The 18913-nt window shown below is 64.2% G+C and carries 18 protein-coding genes; 14 read left to right on the forward strand and 4 right to left on the reverse strand.

The window, feature by feature from the left end; translation table 11 throughout:
- The first annotated feature begins 21 nt into the window (after positions 1–21).
- From phnF to EGJ27_RS22045, 12 genes are all read left to right on the forward strand, one after another.
- Positions 22–726, forward strand: coding sequence for a phosphonate metabolism transcriptional regulator PhnF (gene phnF, locus EGJ27_RS21990; protein ID WP_125832862.1), 705 nt, complete (start codon positions 22–24; stop codon positions 724–726).
- Positions 723–1190 (forward strand): phosphonate C-P lyase system protein PhnG, encoded by a 468-nt coding sequence (phnG, locus tag EGJ27_RS21995; RefSeq protein ID WP_125832863.1) that lies wholly within the window; start codon positions 723–725, stop codon positions 1188–1190. Before phnF ends, phnG begins: the two co-directional genes overlap by 4 nt.
- Positions 1190–1786, forward strand: coding sequence for a phosphonate C-P lyase system protein PhnH (gene phnH / locus EGJ27_RS22000; protein ID WP_125832864.1), 597 nt, complete (start codon positions 1190–1192; stop codon positions 1784–1786). The genes phnG and phnH overlap by 1 nt, the downstream gene beginning before the upstream one ends.
- Positions 1786–2877, forward strand: coding sequence for a carbon-phosphorus lyase complex subunit PhnI (locus EGJ27_RS22005; RefSeq protein ID WP_125832865.1), 1092 nt, complete (start codon positions 1786–1788; stop codon positions 2875–2877). Before phnH ends, EGJ27_RS22005 begins: the two co-directional genes overlap by 1 nt.
- Entirely contained in the window at positions 2874–3737 is an 864-nt protein-coding gene (locus EGJ27_RS22010; RefSeq protein ID WP_125832866.1) for an alpha-D-ribose 1-methylphosphonate 5-phosphate C-P-lyase PhnJ, read from the forward strand. The genes EGJ27_RS22005 and EGJ27_RS22010 overlap by 4 nt, the downstream gene beginning before the upstream one ends.
- Positions 3734–4558: a phosphonate C-P lyase system protein PhnK gene (phnK, locus tag EGJ27_RS22015; RefSeq protein WP_125832867.1), complete on the forward strand. Its 825-nt coding sequence runs from the start codon at positions 3734–3736 to the stop codon at positions 4556–4558. The genes EGJ27_RS22010 and phnK overlap by 4 nt, the downstream gene beginning before the upstream one ends.
- Positions 4559–4580: 22 nt before the next feature.
- Positions 4581–5297, forward strand: a complete 717-nt coding sequence (gene phnL, locus EGJ27_RS22020; RefSeq protein ID WP_125832868.1) for a phosphonate C-P lyase system protein PhnL — start codon at positions 4581–4583, stop codon at positions 5295–5297.
- Positions 5291–6436: an alpha-D-ribose 1-methylphosphonate 5-triphosphate diphosphatase gene (locus EGJ27_RS22025; RefSeq protein ID WP_125832869.1), complete on the forward strand. Its 1146-nt coding sequence runs from the start codon at positions 5291–5293 to the stop codon at positions 6434–6436. The genes phnL and EGJ27_RS22025 overlap by 7 nt, the downstream gene beginning before the upstream one ends.
- Positions 6436–7002 (forward strand): phosphonate metabolism protein/1,5-bisphosphokinase (PRPP-forming) PhnN, encoded by a 567-nt coding sequence (gene phnN, locus EGJ27_RS22030; protein ID WP_125832870.1) that lies wholly within the window; start codon positions 6436–6438, stop codon positions 7000–7002. The genes EGJ27_RS22025 and phnN overlap by 1 nt, the downstream gene beginning before the upstream one ends.
- Positions 6993–7742, forward strand: a complete 750-nt coding sequence (phnP, locus tag EGJ27_RS22035) for a phosphonate metabolism protein PhnP (RefSeq protein WP_125832871.1) — start codon at positions 6993–6995, stop codon at positions 7740–7742. Before phnN ends, phnP begins: the two co-directional genes overlap by 10 nt.
- 189 nt (positions 7743–7931) lie before the next feature.
- Positions 7932–8753, forward strand: coding sequence for an alpha/beta fold hydrolase (locus EGJ27_RS22040; protein ID WP_125832872.1), 822 nt, complete (start codon positions 7932–7934; stop codon positions 8751–8753).
- A 262-nt stretch (positions 8754–9015) separates the two neighbouring features.
- Complete coding sequence (locus EGJ27_RS22045; RefSeq protein ID WP_371920877.1) at positions 9016–11385, forward strand: glucose/quinate/shikimate family membrane-bound PQQ-dependent dehydrogenase; 2370 nt, start codon at positions 9016–9018, stop codon at positions 11383–11385.
- 41 nt (positions 11386–11426) lie between these two features.
- Here the strand turns inward: EGJ27_RS22045 and EGJ27_RS22050 are convergent, their stop codons facing one another.
- From EGJ27_RS22050 to oxlT, 3 genes are all read right to left on the reverse strand, one after another.
- Positions 11427–12326 (reverse strand): AEC family transporter, encoded by a 900-nt coding sequence (locus tag EGJ27_RS22050; RefSeq protein ID WP_125832873.1) that lies wholly within the window; start codon positions 12324–12326, stop codon positions 11427–11429.
- A 98-nt stretch (positions 12327–12424) separates the two neighbouring features.
- Positions 12425–14014, reverse strand: a complete 1590-nt coding sequence (locus EGJ27_RS22055; protein WP_125832874.1) for a gamma-glutamyltransferase family protein — start codon at positions 14012–14014, stop codon at positions 12425–12427.
- Positions 14015–14062: 48 nt separating this feature from the next.
- Positions 14063–15337 (reverse strand): oxalate/formate MFS antiporter, encoded by a 1275-nt coding sequence (oxlT, locus tag EGJ27_RS22060; protein ID WP_125832875.1) that lies wholly within the window; start codon positions 15335–15337, stop codon positions 14063–14065.
- Positions 15338–15944: 607 nt separating this feature from the next.
- Between oxlT and folE2 the strand changes: the two genes are divergently transcribed.
- Together folE2 and EGJ27_RS22070 are read left to right on the forward strand one after the other, a co-directional pair.
- Positions 15945–16850 carry a GTP cyclohydrolase FolE2 gene (gene folE2, locus EGJ27_RS22065; protein WP_125832876.1) on the forward strand — a complete coding sequence of 302 codons (906 nt, stop codon included), beginning with the start codon at positions 15945–15947 and terminating at the stop codon, positions 16848–16850.
- A gap of 45 nt (positions 16851–16895) precedes the next feature.
- On the forward strand, positions 16896–18062 hold the full coding sequence (locus EGJ27_RS22070) for a DUF1624 domain-containing protein (RefSeq protein WP_125832877.1): 1167 nt from the start codon (positions 16896–16898) through the stop codon (positions 18060–18062).
- A gap of 102 nt (positions 18063–18164) precedes the next feature.
- On the opposite strand, the gene EGJ27_RS22075 is transcribed toward EGJ27_RS22070, so the two are convergent.
- A complete protein-coding gene (locus EGJ27_RS22075; RefSeq protein WP_125832878.1) occupies positions 18165–18893 on the reverse strand; it encodes a DUF4198 domain-containing protein in 729 nt (242 codons plus the stop codon).
- Positions 18894–18913: the final 20 nt, after the last annotated feature.

Below are 18913 nucleotides of genomic sequence, written 5' to 3' on the forward strand. Positions count from 1 at the left end.
GAAAAGGCGCTTTTTTTAACCATGCAGTTGTCTAGACAATCCGAACCGCTGTACCGGGAACTGGCTGACACCCTGCGTCAGGAGTTGCACGGCTACAGTGCCGGCGACTACCTGCCCGCCGAGTTTCAACTGGCCGAACGCTTCAGTGTCAATCGCCACACGGTGCGCCGCGCCATCGATGAACTGGTGCGTGAAGGCAGTGTGCTGCGCCGCCAAGGGAAGGGCACTCAGGTGCTGGACCGGCCGCTGATCTATCCGGTCCAGGCCGACAGCGCCTACAGCCAGTCGCTGTCGGCCCAGGGCCTGGGCGTCGAAGCCGTTCTGCTGCTGCGCCGCGCCTGCACTGCCAGTCGCGACGACGCCGAGCATCTGGGGCTTGCCGAGCACGCGCCGATGATCGAGTTGCAGACCTTGCGCAAGGTCGACGGCCAGCCGGTCAGCCTGATTCGCCACCGGTATTGCGCCAGCCTTGGCGACATGCTCGCCGATTACCAGGGCGGTTCGGTTCGCCACCACCTGGCCCAGCGCGACCTGCCGCTGAGCCGCACGCTGAGCCTGATCGGCGCGCGCCTGCCGGGGCGGGAAGAGGCGGGGCTGTTGATGATGCCTCGTCACCTGCCGGTGCTCACCGTTCTGACCGTTTCCCGTGACCGCTCGGGGCGGCCGGTGGAGCTTGCCCGGTCCACCAGCCGCTCCGACCGCTTCCAGTACCAGGTGACCTTATGACTCAGGAATCCACCCGACAAGAGTCCTCGCAGATCGCGCTTCGCCAGCGCTGGATCGGCATTCTGGCCCGCGCTCGCTTCGACGAGTTGAACCGGCATCAGGCTGCGTTGTGCGACACCGACGTGCAGATGATCCGCGCCCCGGAAATCGGCATGACCCTGGTGCGTGGCCGCATGGGCGGCACCGGCGCGGCGTTCAATCTGGGCGAAATGACCGTGACCCGTTGTGTGGTGCGCCTGGCGGACGGGCGTACCGGTTACAGCTACCTGGCCGGACGCGACAAACGTCATGCCGAACTGGCCGCCCTGGCCGACGCCCATCTGCAAGGCCCGCGCCAGAGCTGGTGGCTGGACGAACTGATCGAACCCCTGGCCCAGGCGCAAGCCATGCGCAGGGCGCAACAGGACGCTGAAACCGCAGCGACCAAAGTCGAATTCTTTACCCTGGTCCGAGGAGAAGACTGATGAACCCGATCCTCCTGCAACCGGCGTTCGCCGACCCGGTGCTCGATGCCCAGCGCAGCTTCCGCGCGGCCCTCGACGCATTGGCCGGCCCCGGGGTCGTTCAGACACTGGCGGCGGCGCAACGGCCGCCCGCACTGCAAGGCCTGGACAGCGCCACTCACGCGCTGTGCCTGGCGTTGCTGGACCTGGACACCCCGCTGTGGCTGGCGCCGGCGTTCGACACGCCGGCCATTCGGGCCAACCTGGCGTTCCACTGCGGCTGCCCGCTGGTCAGCGAGCGCCGTGATGCCCGTTTCGCCTTGCTCGACGTGAGCGACACCGAGGATCTGAGCGGCTTCGACACCGGCAATGACCGCTACCCGGACCAATCCTGCACCTTGCTGGTCCAGCTGCCTGAGTTGAGCGGCGGCGCGCAGCTGAGCTGGAGCGGGCCGGGCATCGAACGGCACAACGCTGTCGATCTGCCGTTGTCCGCCGGCTTCTGGGACCAGCGAACCGGGCGCAACGAATTTCCCCGTGGCCTGGATATGTTCTTTCTGGCCGGCAGCCGGCTCATCGGCCTGCCGCGCAGCACTCGTGTGCAGGAGCGTGCCTGATGTATGTCGCCGTCAAAGGTGGTGAAAAAGCCATCGATAATGCCCACCGCCTGCTGGCCAGCCGCCGCCGTGGTGATACCGCGATTGCCGAACTGGCGGTCGAGCAGATCCGCCAGCAACTGCCGCTGGCCGTCGCGCGGGTCATGACCGAAGGTTCGCTCTACGACGAGCAACTGGCGGCGCTGGCGATCAAGCAGGCCGCCGGCGATCTGGTGGAAGCGATCTTCCTGTTGCGCGCCTATCGCACGACGCTGCCGCGCTTCTGCGCCAGCCTGCCCACCGACACGTCCGACATGCAGCTGAGTCGGCGTCTGTCGGCCACCTTCAAGGACGTGCCCGGCGGCCAGCTGTTGGGCCCGACCTTCGATTACACCCACCGCCTGCTGGATTTCACGCTGCTGGCCGAAGGCGAACATCCAGGCCCGGAGGTGGCGCCGGATGCCGCGCTGCAACCCTGTCCGCGGGTGCTGGACGTGCTGGCCAGGGAAGGGCTGATCAAGAGCGAAGCCGACAGCGGCGAGCCAGTGGCGGACATCACCCGCGAGCCGCTGGAATACCCCGCCAGCCGCGCCGAACGCTTGCAGGCGCTGGCCCGTGGCGACGAAGGCTTCCTGCTGGCGCTGGGCTATTCGACCCAGCGCGGCTACGGCCGCAACCACCCGTTCGCCGGGGAGATCCGCATCGGCGAGGTCGAGGTGTGGATCGAACCGGAGGAGCTGGGCTTTCCCATCGCCATCGGCGCCATCGAAATCACCGAGTGCGAGATGGTCAACCAGTTCGTCGGTTCGGCCAGCGAGCCTGCGCAGTTCACCCGCGGCTACGGCCTGGCGTTCGGTCAGGCCGAGCGCAAGGCCATGGGCATGGCGCTGGTGGATCGCTCGCTGCGCGCCGAGGAATACAACGAGGAAATCCAGTCGCCGGCGCAGCGGGAAGAATTCGTGCTGTCGCACTGCGACAACGTCGAGGCCGCCGGTTTCGTTTCGCACTTGAAGCTGCCGCACTACGTGGACTTCCAGTCCGAACTGGAGCTGATCCGCAAGCTGCGCAAACCGGCCAGCGCTGCGACCCAACCTGGGGAGAATGACCAATGAACGCCGCGCAATCCCGGGACACCGAATACAACTTCGCCTACCTCGACGAACAGACCAAACGCATGATTCGCCGCGCACTGCTCAAGGCGGTGGCGATTCCGGGTTACCAGGTGCCGTTCGGCGGCCGGGAAATGCCGCTGCCTTATGGCTGGGGCACCGGCGGCATGCAGTTGACCGCCGCGATTCTGGGGGCTGAAGACGTGCTCAAGGTCATCGATCAGGGCGCGGACGACACCACCAACGCCGTGTCGATCCGCCGCTTCTTCTCGCGCACCGCCGGCATTGCCACCACCGAGCGTACCCCCGAGGCGACGGTGATCCAGACCCGCCACCGGATTCCGGAAACGCCGCTGCGCGCCGGGCAGATTCTGGTCTATCAAGTGCCGATCCCCGAGCCGCTGCGGTTCATCGAACCATCGGAGACCGAAACCCGAACCATGCACGCGCTGGACGACTACGGGGTGATGCACGTCAAACTCTACGAAGACATCGCCACCTACGGCCATATCGCCACCAGCTACGCGTACCCGGTGATGGTCGATGAACGCTATGTGATGGACCCGTCGCCGATTCCCAAATTCGACAACCCCAAGCTGGACATGAGCCCGGCGCTGATGCTGTTCGGCGCCGGTCGCGAAAAGCGCTTGTACGCCGTGCCGCCGTTCACGCGCGTGCAAAGCCTGGACTTCGAGGATCACCCCTTCGAGGTGCAGCGTTGGGAACAATGCTGCGCCATCTGCGGCAGTCGCGATTCGTATCTGGACGAACTGATTCTGGACGACGCCGGCACCCAGAGCTTCGTCTGTTCCGACACCGACTACTGCGCCCAGCGCACCAGCCACCAGGAGGGCGGGCAATGATCAGCGCGCACGTTATCGATGAACGGCAGACCGAGCGCCAGGCCGAGCGCGATCAGCCGCTGTTGCAGGTGCGCGGCCTGACCCGCTTGTACGGTCCGGAGAAGGGCTGCCAGGACGTCAGTTTCGATCTGTATCCGGGGGAAGTGCTGGGCATCGTCGGCGAGTCCGGCTCCGGCAAGTCCACCTTGCTGTCGCTGCTCAGCGGCCGTTGCCCACCGGATCGCGGCAGCATCGGGTATCGCGACAGCGACGGCCAATGGCTCGACCTGTACAGCGCCAGTGAAGCCGAGCGCCGCACCTTGCTGCGCACCGAGTGGGGGTTTGTCGAGCAGAACCCCCGTGACGGCCTGCGCATGGGCGTGTCTGCCGGCGCCAATATCGGCGAGCGGCTGATGGCCCAGGGCCTGCGCAATTACGGGCAGCTGCGCGCAGCCGGGCTGGACTGGCTGACGCAGGTGGAAATCGACCCTGCGCGGATCGACGATCTGCCGCGCACGTTTTCCGGGGGCATGCAGCAGCGTTTGCAGATAGCCCGCAATCTGGTGTCCAGCCCGCGCCTGGTGTTTATGGATGAACCTACCGGCGGGCTGGATGTTTCAGTGCAGGCGCGCTTGCTCGACTTGCTGCGCGGGCTGGTCCGGGAGCTGGACCTGGCGGTGGTGATCGTCACCCACGACCTGGCCGTGGCGCGGCTGCTGGCCGACCGGCTGATGGTCATGCGCCGCTCCAGCGTGGTGGAAACCGGGTTGACCGACCAGATTCTCGACGATCCGCAGCATCCGTACTCGCAACTGCTGGTGTCTTCGGTACTGCAACCATGAGCCGGTTTGAGGAACGCAACTGATGAATACCGTGATCGAGGTCCGTGACCTCTCCAAGACTTTTACCCTGCATCAACAGAACGGCGTGGTGCTCAAGGTCCTGCGTGGCCTGAACTTCTCGGTGCGCAGCGGCGAATGCCTGGTGCTGCACGGGCAATCCGGCGCCGGCAAGAGCACCTTGTTGCGCACCCTGTACGGCAATTACCTGCCTGCCGGCGGCAGCATTGGCCTGCAACATGACGGCGGGTGGGTCGAACTGGTCGGCGCCGAACCGCGCGCGGTGCTGGAAGTGCGGCGGCGCACGCTGGGTTACGTCAGCCAGTTCCTGCGCGTGATTCCCAGGGTCAGCAGTCTGGAGGTGGTAATGGAGCCGGCGCTGGCCCGAGGCTGGTCGCGGCCACAGGCCCGGCAACGGGCCGAAGCGCTGCTGACCCGGCTGAACATCCCCGCACGTCTGTGGCAGTTGGCGCCCGGCACCTTTTCCGGCGGTGAGCAGCAACGCATCAACATCGCTCGCGGCTTTATGGTGGCGTGGCCGATCCTGTTGCTCGACGAACCCACCGCATCGCTGGACGAGACCAATCGGCAAGTGGTGCTGGAACTGATCGAAGAAGCCAAGGCCGCCGACAGCGCCGTGATCGGCATCTTCCACGACCGCACCGCCCGCGAGGCGGTTGCCGATCGCCATCTGGACATGACTCCCCTCGACCTGACCGCCAAGGAGCTGCTGCAATGCTGAGCGAACGGATTTTCACCAATGCCCGAGTCGTCACCGGCGAGCAGGTGTTCGACGGCACAGTTGTGTGCCGCGACGGCGTGATCATCGACCTGGATGAGTCGCGCAGCCGGTCGAGCCAGGCGCTGGATCTGGACGGCGACTTTCTGTTGCCGGGTCTGGTGGAGTTGCACACCGACAACCTGGAAAAGCACTTGTCGCCGCGCCCCGGCGTGGACTGGCCGTCGACGCCGGCCGTCATCAGCCACGACGCGCAGATCGTCGCCGCCGGGATCACGACCGTGTTCGATGCGCTGTCCATCGGCGACGTCAATCCCAAGGGCAAGCGCATGCAGCAGCTACCGGCGATGCTCGACGCCATCGCTGCCGCCAACGCTGCCGGCCTGACCCGAGCCGAGCACCTGCTGCATCTGCGCTGCGAGGTCAGCCATCCGGATACGCTCAGCGTGTTTCGCGACCTGATCCAACAGCCGCTGGTGCAACTGGTGTCGGTCATGGATCACGCACCCGGCCAGCGCCAGTTCGCCCTCGAATCCAAGTACCGCGAGTACTACATGGGCAAGTACCACCTGAACGCGGCGCAGATGGATCAGTTCATTGTCGAGCAGGTGGCCAACTCCGAGCGGTACGCCGACAGCTACCGGCGCGCGATTGTCGAGCTGTGCCACGCCCGTGGCCTGTCCATTGCCAGCCACGACGATGCCACCATCGCTCATGTCGAGGAGTCGGCAGGCTACGGCATGAACATCGCCGAATTTCCCACGACCGTTGAGGCGGCCCGGCGTTGTCGGCAGTTGGGCATGAGTGTTCTGATGGGCGCGCCCAATGTGGTGCGCGGCGGTTCGCACTCGGGCAACGTGGCTGCCACGGCGTTGGCCAAAGAAGGGCTACTGGATATCCTCTCCAGCGACTATTATCCGGCCAGCCTTTTACAGGCAGCGTTCATGCTCGCGGACCCGGATGACGAGCGCACACTCGCCGCGGCGCTCAGTACAGTGTCCGGCGCACCGGCGAAGGCCGCGGGCCTGCATGATCGCGGAGAGATCCGGGTCGGGCTGCGCGCCGACCTGGTCCAGGCGCGGACACACGGCAGCCTGCCGGTGATCCAGAGCGTCTGGCGACAAGGCAAGAGGGTGTTCTGATGGTTGGCAGGTTGATCTATCTCATCGGGCCGTCGGGCTCAGGCAAGGACAGCCTGCTGGATGCCGCCCGGGAAACCCTGGGCCGGCGCGGCTGCCGCATCGTGCGCCGGGTGATCACCCGTTCCGCTGAAGCGGTGGGCGAGGCGGCCCAGGCGGTCAGCGTCGAGCAGTTCGAGGCGATGCGCGAGCGTGGCGCCTTCGCGCTGTGCTGGCAGGCCAACGGTCTGCACTACGGCATTCCCATCGAGATCGATCAGTGGCTGCTGGAGGGCCACGACGTGCTGATCAACGGCTCGCGTGCCCACCTGGCCCAGGCGCAGTCGCGCTATCCGAAGTTGCTTGCCGTGTTGCTGACCGTGAATCAGGACGTATTGCGTCAACGCCTGCTGGCCCGCAGCCGTGAGTCGGTGGCGGAGATCGAGGCGCGTCTGGAGCGCAATGCGCGCTTTGCCGGCGACCTGTTGTCGAGCAATCCGTCGGTGTTTTCGCTGGATAACTCAGGCGACCTGCAGCAGACCGTTGCCGCGCTGATCAGCCATCTGGACCGCCAGCCGGCATGCGCCTGACCCTGCTGGGAACCGGCGACGCGCGGCAGGTTCCCGTCTACGGCTGTTCCTGTCCGGCCTGTGACGCGGCGCGCAGCGACAGCCGTTTGCGGCGTTTGCCGTGCAGCGCGCTGATCGAATGCGAAGGTCAGCGCTGGCTGATCGACAGCGGCTTGCCGGACCTTGCCGAACGTTTCCCGCCTCACAGCCTCAACGGCATCCTGCAGACCCATTACCATGCCGATCACGCTCAGGGTTTGCTGCACTTGCGCTGGGGGCAGGGCCTGGTCATTCCGGTCTTCGGCCCGGCAGACTGCGAGGGCCTGGCGGATCTGTACAAGCACCCGGGGATCCTGGATTTCAGCCGGCCGTTCGCCGCTTTCGAAACGCGGACACTGGGCGCCCTGCAGGTGACCGCGCTGCCGCTGGTGCATTCCAGGCCTACGTTCGGTTACCTGTTCGAGGGCGGCGGCCGCAGGCTGGCCTATCTGACCGATACCGTCGGTCTGCCGCGGGACACCGCTGACTACCTGCAGCGTCAGCCGCTCGATGCGCTGATTCTGGACTGCTCCATGCCGCCCCAACCGCAGGCCCCACGCAACCACAACGATTTGAACCTGGCGCTGCAGACCGTCGATCAACTGCAGCCGCGCCAGACCGTGCTGACCCACATCGGCCATACCCTCGACGCCTGGCTGCTGGCCGAGCCCCGGCGGTTGCCGGCCAATGTCCGGATCGGGCGGGAAGGGCTGGTGGTCTGATTTCGCCAGCCGGTTGCCGGCGAAGCTCCATTCAGCGCGCGGTATCTGCCCATCAGGCCCAACGGCACGCTGCATGTTCTGCATTCCTGTCTAGGCTCAACCCCGCACCTTCGACGCGCCGGGTTCGGTGTACGTCGCTCGAACGTCGCTCATCTCCGATAACGCTGCACAATCCGAGGATCGATAGTCATGAGCTTGTTGAAAGTCAAAGACGGCACCGAAATCTATTACAAGGACTGGGGCACCGGGCAGCCGGTGGTGTTTTCCCATGGCTGGCCGCTGGACGCCGATGCATGGGACAGCCAGATGAACTTCCTGGGTCGCCAGGGCCTGCGGGTGATCGCCCACGACCGGCGTGGTCATGGTCGCTCTGGCCAGAGCTGGGAAGGCAACGAGATGGACACCTATGCCGACGACCTGGCCGAGTTGTTCGAAGCGCTGGACCTCAGGGACGCCATTATGGTCGGTCATTCCACCGGCGGCGGCGAGGTGGCGCGGTACATCGGCCGCCACGGTACTTCGCGGGTGGCCAAGGCGGTACTGATCGGCGCGGTCCCGCCCATCATGCTCAAGACCGACGCCAACCCCGATGGCTTGCCCATCGAGGTCTTCGACCAGATCCGCGAAGGGGTTACGACTAACCGTTCGCAATTCTTCAAAGACCTGGCGGTGCCGTTCTATGGCTACAACCGCGATAACGCCGCCGTGTCCCAAGGCATGATCGACTCGTTCTGGGCCATCGGCATGCTGGGCTCGATCAAGGGCGAACTGGACTGCATCAAAGCGTTTTCCGAAACCGATTTCACCGCCGATCTGCAGCGCTTCGACGTGCCAACCCTGATCCTGCACGGCGACGACGACCAGATCGTGCCCATCGGCGCCTCGGCGCTCAAGACCGTGGAGCAGGTGCCGGGCGCGGTGCTCAAGATCATTCCCGGTGCGCCGCATGGCATGTGCACGACCCTGGCCGATGAAATCAATCGGTATCTGCTGGACTTCATCAGGCAGTAACCCTTGCCTGTCGACGCTCTGAACGCGCACGCCCGTGGGATTTCCGCACCGCCTGACGGGCACGGGCCTGCCGCGCAAAAACGGTTCGATAATCGCCCCCATTCTGCAAGCCCCGTGTGCCGGGGCCTGCAGAACCCATGCTGCCGCTCGTTTATCCAACCGGGGTCTATTCTTGGAACAGTGACGGGGTGCGGCAGTTTGTCATTGGGAAAGGGCTAGTACATTCTGCGCGGCTGTTTTGACTGGACGAGCTGAAAACATCATGAGTACGCAAGGCACAGGGGTAGGCGGCAGGTTGTTGCTGCTGGGATTGGGTGTGCTGATCGCACTGATCGGGCTGGGCCTGGCAGGCGGTGGCGGGTATCTGGCAAGCCTGGGCGGAAGCTGGTACTTCCTGCTCATGGGCCTGGGCATGATCGTCAGCGGTGCGCTGATTGCCATGCGCAGACCCAAAGGCGCGGTCATCTATGGCGTCGCGCTGATTCTGACGGCCATCTGGGCCGTGTGGGACGCCGGGCTGCATTACTGGCCGCTGGTGTCGCGGGTGCTCACCTTCGCGGTGATCGGTCTGGTGGTGGCGCTGGTTTATCCGCTTCTGGTCCGCGCCTCGGGCGCACGTTCGGGTAAAGGCGCTTATGGCGTGGCTGGCGTGCTGGCGATCGGGATCGTCGCGACCATGGCCTACATGTTCGTACCCACCCATGTGATCTCGGCGGACAGTGTGCCGAAGATCCTACCGGTGGCGCCGGGTGCCGAGCAGAAAGACTGGGCTCACTGGGGTAACACCACCGCCGGCAATCGCTTTGCCGCGCTGGACCAGATCACCCAGGACAACGTCGATCAGTTGCAGGTGGCCTGGACCTTCCGCACCGGTGATCTGCCGCAAAGCACCGGCGCCGGTGCCGAAGACCAGAACACGCCGTTGCAGATCGGCGACACCGTATTCACCTGCACCGCCTACGGAAAGGTCTTCGCCCTGGATGCCGACACCGGCACCCAGCGCTGGAAGTTCGATCCCAAAGGCAGTGCGCCCAACTGGCAGCGTTGCCGGGGGCTGGGTTACTTCGCCGATCCCGTCGCCACGGCACAAGCCACCGCGCCGGCTCTGCCTGCGGCCTGCAGCCGCCGACTGTTCCTGCCAACCGGCGATGCGCGCCTGATCGCCCTGGACGCCGTTACCGGGCTGGCCTGTCCGGGCTTCGGCAACCAGGGTGTGGTGGATCTGAAAACCGACATGGGCGAGGTCAAGGAAGGCTACTACCAGCAGACCTCGACGCCGCTGGTGGCGGGCAATCTGGTGGTGATCGGCGGGCGTATCGCCGACAACTTCTCCACCGGCGAGCCGCCGGGCGTGGTGCGGGCGTTCGACGTGCACAGCGGCGAACTGGTCTGGGCCTGGGACCCAGGCAACCCGGCCACCACCAAGCGGCCGCCCGAAGGCCAGACCTACACCCGCGGCACGCCGAATGTCTGGTCGGCCATGGCCTACGATGAACGACTCGGGCTGATCTACCTGCCGACCGGCAATGCGACGCCGGATTTCTTCGGCGGTACTCGTACCGAGCTGGATGACAAGTGGGCGTCGTCCATTGTGGCGGTCGACGCAAAAACCGGTCAGGTGCGCTGGCACTTCCAGGCCACCCACCATGACCTCTGGGATTTCGACATCCCGGCGCAACCGCTGCTCTACGACCTGCCGGACGGCAAGGGCGGCAGCCAGCCGGCGCTGGCTCAGGTGACCAAGCAGGGCGAGATCTTCCTGCTCAATCGCGAAACCGGCGTGCCGATTTCCCGTGTCGAAGAACGTCCGGTGCCGCAGGGCAACGTGCCTGGCGAGCGCTATTCGCCGACCCAGCCGTTCTCGGTGGACATGCCCTCGATTGGCAACCAGACGCTCAAAGAGTCCGATATGTGGGGCGCCACGGCTTTTGACCAACTGATGTGCCGCATCGCCTTCAAAGGCATGCGCCATGAGGGCGTCTATACGCCGCCGGGCATGGATCATGCGTTGCAGTTTCCAGGCTCCTTGGGCGGCATGAACTGGGGCAGCGTGGCGGTAGACCCGACCAACAGCTACATGTTCGTCAATGATATGCGCCTGGGCCTGGCTAACTACATGATCCCCCGCGATCAGATCGCCGCCGGCGCCAGCGGTATCGAAATGGGTGTCGTACCGCAGATCGGCACGCCTTACGGCGCCATGCGCCAGCGCTTCCTGTCGCCGGCGGGGATTCCCTGTCAGGCGCCGCCGTTCGGCACCCTGTCGGCCATCGATCTCAAGACCAGGAAAGTGGTGTGGCAGGTTCCGGTCGGCACCGTGAAGGACACCGGCCCCATGGGCATTCGCATGGGCCTGCCGATTCCGATCGGCATGCCGACGCTCGGTGCTTCACTGGCCACCCAATCGGGGCTGCTGTTCTTCGCCGGCACTCAGGATTTCTACCTGCGTGCGTTCGACAGCGGCACCGGCAACGAAGTGTGGAAAGCCCGTCTGCCGGTGGGCAGCCAGTCCGGGCCGATGACTTACGTCTCGCCCAAAACCGGACGCCAGTACATCGTGCTGACGGCCGGTGGCGCTCGCCAGTCGCCGGATCGCGGCGACTACGTGATCGCTTACGCCTTGCCGCGTTAAGCCAACCCTTCTCGAGAGGTCGCCCGGCCTCTCGAACCTTTTCACACCAGCGTCGCAATCCACATCCAGACCGGCAGCGTCACGGCGGACAACGCCGTGCTCAGGCAGATCGCCGAGCTGGCTTTCTGGCTGTCCTCCAGCAGTCGGGCAAACCCCAGCACGTTGACCCCGCACGGACAGGCGCTCATCAGCATCAATACCGCGCGGGCCATGCCGTCGATGCCCAGCACGACGCACGCCAGCAATACCAGCAACGGCATCAAGGCCAGTTTGGCGAATGTGATGCCCAAGGCTTCGGCGCTGGGCGTAAGGCGGTAGCCGGCCAGGTTGGCGCCCAGCACGATCAGCGCGCAGGGCAGGGCGGCATGGGCCAGCCAGCCGCTCAACTGGTCGGCCCAGGTCGGCAAGGGAAAACCGGAAAGGTTGACCGCCATGCCCAACAGCAGGCCGATGATGATCGGGTTCGCCAGGCTGGAAATCAGGGAGCGGACGTTGAACGGCGCGTCGCCGGTCAGGCTGTCGTAGAAACTCTGGAAACTGAACAGCAGCAGGCTGTGGACGGCGATGACCGTGAACAACAGCACCAGCCCCGGATTGCCGAACAGGTCGGCCACCAGCGGCAGACCGATCAGCATATTGTTGGAAAAACTGGCGGTCAGGCCGAACGGCGTCGGTCGTTTGAGGAGGCGGTGCACCACCAGGTTGACCACCGCGAAGACCAGCAGTGCCGGCACGAAGTACGCGGCGAGAATGCTCACGTCCAGGCCATCCTGCAAATGGGCATGCACCATGCCGGTAAACAGCACCATCGGCAGAAACAGTTTGAAGGCCAGATTGCTCAGCGCCTTGTTGCCTTCGGCGGACAGCGCACCGCGTCGGGCGAGCACGTAACCCAGGACGATCAGCAGGAATATCGGCAGGATGGCTTGGGTGACGGCCACTGGGGATCTCGCTCCATGAGGGAAAGGCTGGGCAGTATGAACGAGCCCAGCCGTTTTTTCCTACCACGCAGGGCGACAGCGCAGAACTGCCGCGCGAGTCAGTAGCCGGCAGCGGCGCCGTTGCTGCGCGGATCGAACGCGCCTTCGAACAGGCCGTTGGGCGTGCGCACTGCCGCAGCCGCGTGGCCCATGGTTTCGGTGAATGCGCCGAGCACTTCCACTTCGTGGCCCAGCGCCTTGAGTTGCTCGATCACCTCGGGAGCGAAGCGCGATTCCAGTTTCAGCGAGTCGCTGCTGTCACCCCAGGTACGACCCAACAGCCAGCGTGGCGCGGTTACGGCCTGCTGCAACGGTTGGCCGAACACGGCGTAGCGACTGAAGACAGCCGCCTGGGTCTGAGGCTGGCCGTCGCCGCCCATGGTGCCGTAGACCAGCGTGCGGCCATCGACCAGTCGCGCAGCGGCCGGATTCAGGGTGTGGAACGGCTTCTTGCCGGGGCGCAGGGCCAGAACGTGGCCCGGATCAAGGCTGAACGAGGCGCCGCGGTTCTGCCAGTTCAAACCACTGCCGGGCAGCACCACGCCGCTGCCGAACTCGTGGTAGATGCTCTGGATGAACGACACGGCCAGACCGTCGTTGTCGATCACGCCCATCCAGATGGTATCGCCCGGACCCTTGCCCTGACCCCAGGCGGCGGCGCGTTGCGGGTCGATCTGCTGCGCCATGGCTTGCAACGCCTCGACGGTGAGACAGGCCTGCGGGTTGATGGTCATGTCGTCCGGATCGGTGATGTGCTCGTCCCGCACGCCGAAGGCCAGCTTGGTGGCTTCCACCAGCGTGTGGATGTGCGCGGCGCTCTCAGCCTGGCAACCGCTCAGTCCGGCGTGATCGGCGATGCCCAGAATCAGTTGCGACACCAGGCCCTGACTCGGCGGCGGCAGGTTATAGACGGTGCCGGTGCTGTGGGCCAGTTCCAGTGCTCGAACACGTTTTGCGCGATAGTTTGCCAGGTCGGCGCGGCTGACCGGACAGCCCAGCGCCTGCAGATCCTGGGCGATGCTGTCGGCCAGGGCGCCGCGATAGAAGCTGTCCAGCCCTTGTTCGGCCAGGGTGCGCAGGGTCTGCGCCAGGCGTGGCTGCTGGAACAGCGCGCCGGCCGCAGGCACATCGCCGTTTTGCAAAAAGGTCTCGGCGAAGCCCGGAATGTCCGCCAACTCCGCCAGTTTGCTGCGGGTGGCCGAGTGCTGGGATTCGGTGACCGGAATCCCGGCGCCGGCGTAGTGGATGGCATCGGCCAGCAGGCGCGCAACCGACAGCTTGCCGCCCAGTTCTGCGGATACGTTCAACGCTTCCTGCCAGCCGCCGACGGTACCGGCGACGGTGAGCGCCGCCGTCGGGCCACGGGGCGGGATGCGCAGTTGGCCGGCGTAGCGTTCCAGGGTCGCCAGGCTGCCCGCCGGGCCGCTGGCGTCGATGGCAATGGGTTCGCCCGCAGGCGGCACGATCAGCCAGAAGCCGTCGCCGCCCAGGCTGTTCATGTGCGGGTAGACCACGGCGATGGATGCAGCGGCCGCCACCATCGCCTCGATGGCATTGCCGCCTTCGCGCAGAACCGCCAGTGCCGATTGCGCAGCCAGGCTATGGGGTGCGACGGCGATGCCGCGAGCCGCCAGGGTGGTGTTGAGCATTACGTGATTCCTTGTTCACTCAGGCGTGATTTGGGTAGGAACGATGATTCAGGCCGCGACGGCGTTTTTCGCCACCCAGTTGCTGCGCATGCGCTTGAGAACGAAAAAGGCCAGGAACGCGGTGATGATGTCGAAACTGATGGCAACCGCGAAAACCGGTGTCCAGCTGTCGGTGTACTGGTGCAGCAATGCCGCGACCGGGCCGCCGAAGATCGAGCCGATGCCTTGGGCCATGTACAGGAAACCGTAGTTGGTGGTGGCGTTCCTGGTGCCGAAGGTGTCGGTCAGGGTCGAAGGAAACAGCGAGAAGATTTCGCCCCAGCCCAGGAACACCACGCCCGACAGCAACACGAACAGCACCGGGTTATCGCTGGTGGTCAGCCAAAGTGTCATGGCCACGCCTTCGAAAAAGAACGCGAACGCCATGGTGTTTTCGCGGCCCCAGCGATCCGAGATCCAGCCGAACAACGGGCGGGTCAGGCCGTTGCAGATGCGGTCGATGGTCAGTGCCAGCGGCAGGGCGGCCATGCCGAACACCATCACGTTGGTCATGCCGAAGTCCTTGGCAAAGCTGGCCATCTGCGAGGTCACCATCAGGCCCGAAGTGGACATCATGGTAAACATTGCGAACATCAGCCAGAACACTTTGGTCTTGAGCATCTGTTTAGGGGTGAAGTCGACCACCGTCGACACCACCTTGGGCTCGGCGATTTCCTGTGCCGCAGGCGGCTGGCGCAGAAACTGCGAAGCGACCAGGCCCACCACGCCCAGGATGATGCCAAAGGTGGTCATGGTGCTTTCCATCCCGGCATCACGCAGGCTGTTGCTGATCGGGAAGGTGGTGATCATCGCGCCCATGCCGTAGCCGGCTGCCACTGCACCAGCCGCCAGGCCGCGGCGATCCGGGAACCAGCGGACCATCAGGCCGATGATGCCGACATACACGATGCCGGTACCCAGCCCGCCCAGCAGGCCGTAAGTGAGGTACAGCGAGGTAAGGGAATTGGCGTGGGCAGCCAGTACCCAACTAAGGCCGGACACTGCGCAACCGACGGCAATCAATTTCTTGATGCCGAAACGGTCGACCAGAAACCCTTGAACAGGCGAGAAGAAAGTTTGCAGGACAATCAATAAAGAGAAGGTGATTTGCACTTGTGCCAATGACGCGCCCAACTTGACCGTCAAGGGGCCGGTAAACAGTGTCCATACATATTGCGGGCTGGAAATAGCCATCATGCACACCATGGCGGCGACCAGCTGATACCAGCGGGAGTGAGCGCTGGCGGTGCTGTCGGCCTGCAGATCGAGCGTTTTGCTGATCATGGAAAAGTCCTCGCTTGATTAAACAGGTTGGCCGTTTATGAAACAGGCCGGTTAGCCAATAGTTAGCAAGGGGTGTGCCATAGGGTTCAGGGAGGATGAGAAGAAGTTTTGTTGGTGCGCATAATTAACAAGTTAATTAAATAACAGGTACGATTAAACTCTGTGACCTGCACAGTGCAGTTTGAAATTTAACGGGGCCATTAATACATCAGAAGAACGTCGCTGACTTTACGCTTTCCGAAAAAGGACATCTAGCGCTAATGAGCCAAGCGATATCGCGTAAAGGACAGTCTGGAAATATTTTGCATTGTTGGCCGCACTGTCCTGCGCAATGACGGTGCAGCCGCACCATTGTCGGGCCTTGCAGCTTACCTGTGGGAATTCCGGTGCAGCTGCCGCTGCGCCCAGGCTCGCTCTTACAAGAGTCACGGTGTAGCTCAATGGCAGGAGACACAGGGCAGCGATCCGCCTGGCTGGCGAAGAGGTCGCCGCTTCGGTTTGCATGATGTTATAGTGTAACTGTTTTAGAGGTTATGCCTTGCCCTGAACCGTTCACATCATGCTTCGCCTCGCTGGCGAGGTTTGCGAAAGAGACAACCGATCGCCTATGAACAGCCCGCTTCCCGACGTCGCCCTGAGCGAAGTTTCCATGGCCTTGATGCCGCTCGACTGGGTCGGCATGCAAGGTGTTGACGTGCCTGTGCGGCTGGATGAGCCGGGTATCAACGGCGCGCTGCATGCGCGAGCCGATGTGCAGGTCGATCTGCCCGATCCAGGCATCAAGGGCATTCATATGTCGCGGCTCTATCGGCTGCTCGACGGTGTGGCCGCGCCGCGTGTGTTGAGTGTCGCCGCCGTGGCGCAATTGCTCGACGCAATGGTCGCCAGCCACGCCGACTGCCGCTCCACCCGCGCCCGGCTCAAGCTCGGGTTCAACGTGTTGCAACGCCGGCCTGCGCTAGTGACCGAAGGCCTGAACGGCTGGAAATCCTATCCGGTGACCCTCAGCGCGCTGTGGGACGCGGGCAGGTTGCGGCTCGATGTTTCGGTGGACGTCACCTATTCCTCGACCTGCCCGTGTTCGGCGGCGCTGTCGCGGCAATTGCTGGAAGGCGCGTTCCTCACGCGCTTTGCCGGGCAGGCGTCGGTAGATCCGGCGCACGTCGCGGTGTGGCTGCGCGAGAACGGCTCGTTCGCCACGCCGCACAGCCAACGCAGCATCGCCACGGTCAGTGTGCGCATCCCCGAACAGGCGAGCGACCTGGGCCTGCTGGCGCTGATCGATACCGTGGAACGAGCACTGGGCACGCCGGTACAGACCGCCGTCAAGCGTGCCGACGAACAGGCCTTCGCCCGGCTCAACGGCCGGAACCTCATGTACGTCGAGGATGCTGCGCGCAAGATCCAGCAGGCGCTGGAAGGGCGCTACGCCGCCTCCAGCGTCAGCGTTCGTCATCTGGAAAGCCTGCATCCCCACGATGCGGCCGCCCAGACGTCCAACTACCTCACCTGAACCCACTCCTGACTGCCCAACATTCATCACGGATTTTTCCCTGCAATGACCACTGCCTTTCACACCCTTTCAGCGCCGGCCTCACGGCTGCGCTCCATCGACGCCCTGCGCGGGCTGATCATTCTGTTCATGCTGCTGGACCATGTGCGGGAAACGTTTTTCCTGCATCGCCAGGTCAGCGACCCGATGGATGTCGCGACCACCGCGCCGGAGCTGTTCTTTAGTCGCATGCTCGCGCATCTGTGTGCGCCGTTGTTCGTGCTGTTGACCGGGCTTTCCGCGTATTTGTATGGCGAGAAACACAGCGGCCGGGCCGACGTCTCGGCGTTTCTGCTCAAACGCGGCCTGTTCCTGATCGCTTTGGAATTTACCCTGGTGAGCTTCGCGTGGACCTTTGCGTTCCCGCCGACGGTGATCTACCTGCAAGTGATCTGGGCCATCGGCCTGAGCATGGTGGCGTTGTCGGCTCTGGTGTTCCTGCCCCGCTGGGTGCTGGCGGTGCTCGGCGCGGTGATCGTTGCCGGACACAACCTGCTTGATGGCCTTCATTTCGGCGTCGAGTCGGCGATGCATATCCCTTGGGCAATTCTGCATGACCGTGGCTGGATCGAAGTGTCCGAAACGTTGCGCCTGCGCACCTCGTACCCGCTCTTGCCCTGGATCGGCATCATCGCGCTGGGTTATGCCGCAGGTCCGTGGTTCGCTGCCGGCGCCAATGCCGCCGCGCGTCGAGCCAGGCTGTGGATCTGGGGTGTCGGCGCGCTGGCGGGCTTCATGGTGCTGCGTCTGCTCAACGGCTACGGTGAAAAGCCCTGGAGCGTGGGCGAGACGGGCCTGCAAACGGTGATGAGCTTCTTCAACATCACCAAGTATCCGCCGTCGTTGCTGTTCATCAGCCTGACGCTGGGCATCGGCCTGCTGCTGTTGGTTGCCTTCGAGCGCTTCCAGGAAAAAAGCGGGTTGCGGCCGTTGGTGACATTGGGTGCGGCGCCGATGTTCTTCTATCTGTTGCACCTGTATGTGCTGAAGGTCCTGTACCTGATCGCCGTGGCGATCTGGGGTCTGAATCAGGGCAGCTATTTCGGTTTCGACGCGATGTGGAGCGTGTGGCTGTGTTCGGTGCTGCTGGCGGTGGTGCTGTTCCCGGCCGTTCGCTGGTTTGCCGGGCTCAAGGCGCGGCGTCGGGATATCACCTGGTTGAAATATCTGTAATCCCTGTAACAGCCCCTTTGCCAGCCAACTGGCCCCCACGAACTAGTGGGAGCCAGCTCGCTGGCGAAAACAGCCTCGTTGTTGCCAACGCAAATCAAGGCATCACTCGCGATGCGGCTCGCCGACAAAGCTCAATGAGGTGAACAACCCGCGGGCCTCGATATCGGCATCGTTCTTGACCGCTACCTTGGTCTGCGCGGCGATGATGTTCAGGCCCTCGTTGCGTACCACGACACTGGCGCGCCCATCGGCGTCGGTTTCGGCGCTCACTTGATGGGGCGCTGCGCGGTAATCCCCGATCAGCTTGATACCCGCCACCGGCTTGCCATCCACCAGAACGCGCACCGGCAACGGCTTGCCGACGCCCACGGTCAGCGGGTCGACCTGCGGCACGATGACGAAGTCGAGTTTGTCGAGGGCCGGAAGATCGGCGCCTTGCTGATAGATCGCCAGGCTGTATTTGAATGAGTGGCTCGACTCGCTGCCGCCGGCCACTTTGCTGCGGCCTTCGTTGATCCACTTTCGCTCGGGATTGCGAGTCCACATGCCGTTATCCAGCGCCACCGCGACGATGGCCGGCGGTTTGATGGGCTGCAGGCGGGCGTGGTCATCCAGACGCTGTACGGTGACCGGAATCATTTTGCCGTGCACATCGTAGGCCCAGGCCCCGCTGATTTTCTGCGCCTTGAAGGCACTGTCTTCGGCACCGTGGCCGTAGACCGTTTCGATGTTGCCGCGACGCTGCTCGATCCACAGACCGTGGGCGCTGGCCTGGCCGATGAGCAGTGCGCCGAGCAGGCTCAGGGCCAGGACGGATTTGGTTGAATGCATGATGCTTCCTTGATTGTTGT

The sequence above is a fragment of the Pseudomonas sp. v388 genome, from assembly GCF_003935425.1.
In the GTDB taxonomy this organism is placed as follows: Bacteria; Pseudomonadota; Gammaproteobacteria; order Pseudomonadales; family Pseudomonadaceae; genus Aquipseudomonas.

Excerpts from the sequence above, each read along its gene's own strand:
- phnF (WP_125832862.1), top strand. The coding sequence starts at position 22 with ATGCAGTTGTCTAGACAATCCGAACCGCTGTACCGGGAACTGGCTGAC.
- phnG (WP_125832863.1), top strand. The coding sequence starts at position 723 with ATGACTCAGGAATCCACCCGACAAGAGTCCTCGCAGATCGCGCTTCGC.
- phnH (WP_125832864.1), top strand. The coding sequence starts at position 1,190 with ATGAACCCGATCCTCCTGCAACCGGCGTTCGCCGACCCGGTGCTCGAT.
- EGJ27_RS22005 (WP_125832865.1), top strand. The coding sequence starts at position 1,786 with ATGTATGTCGCCGTCAAAGGTGGTGAAAAAGCCATCGATAATGCCCAC.
- EGJ27_RS22010 (WP_125832866.1), top strand. The coding sequence starts at position 2,874 with ATGAACGCCGCGCAATCCCGGGACACCGAATACAACTTCGCCTACCTC.
- phnK (WP_125832867.1), top strand. The coding sequence starts at position 3,734 with ATGATCAGCGCGCACGTTATCGATGAACGGCAGACCGAGCGCCAGGCC.
- phnL (WP_125832868.1), top strand. The coding sequence starts at position 4,581 with ATGAATACCGTGATCGAGGTCCGTGACCTCTCCAAGACTTTTACCCTG.
- EGJ27_RS22025 (WP_125832869.1), top strand. The coding sequence starts at position 5,291 with ATGCTGAGCGAACGGATTTTCACCAATGCCCGAGTCGTCACCGGCGAG.
- phnN (WP_125832870.1), top strand. The coding sequence starts at position 6,436 with ATGGTTGGCAGGTTGATCTATCTCATCGGGCCGTCGGGCTCAGGCAAG.
- phnP (WP_125832871.1), top strand. The coding sequence starts at position 6,993 with ATGCGCCTGACCCTGCTGGGAACCGGCGACGCGCGGCAGGTTCCCGTC.
- EGJ27_RS22040 (WP_125832872.1), top strand. The coding sequence starts at position 7,932 with ATGAGCTTGTTGAAAGTCAAAGACGGCACCGAAATCTATTACAAGGAC.
- EGJ27_RS22045 (WP_371920877.1), top strand. The coding sequence starts at position 9,016 with ATGAGTACGCAAGGCACAGGGGTAGGCGGCAGGTTGTTGCTGCTGGGA.
- EGJ27_RS22055 (WP_125832874.1), bottom strand. The coding sequence starts at position 14,014 with ATGCTCAACACCACCCTGGCGGCTCGCGGCATCGCCGTCGCACCCCAT.
- oxlT (WP_125832875.1), bottom strand. The coding sequence starts at position 15,337 with ATGATCAGCAAAACGCTCGATCTGCAGGCCGACAGCACCGCCAGCGCT.
- folE2 (WP_125832876.1), top strand. The coding sequence starts at position 15,945 with ATGAACAGCCCGCTTCCCGACGTCGCCCTGAGCGAAGTTTCCATGGCC.
- EGJ27_RS22070 (WP_125832877.1), top strand. The coding sequence starts at position 16,896 with ATGACCACTGCCTTTCACACCCTTTCAGCGCCGGCCTCACGGCTGCGC.
- EGJ27_RS22075 (WP_125832878.1), bottom strand. The coding sequence starts at position 18,893 with ATGCATTCAACCAAATCCGTCCTGGCCCTGAGCCTGCTCGGCGCACTG.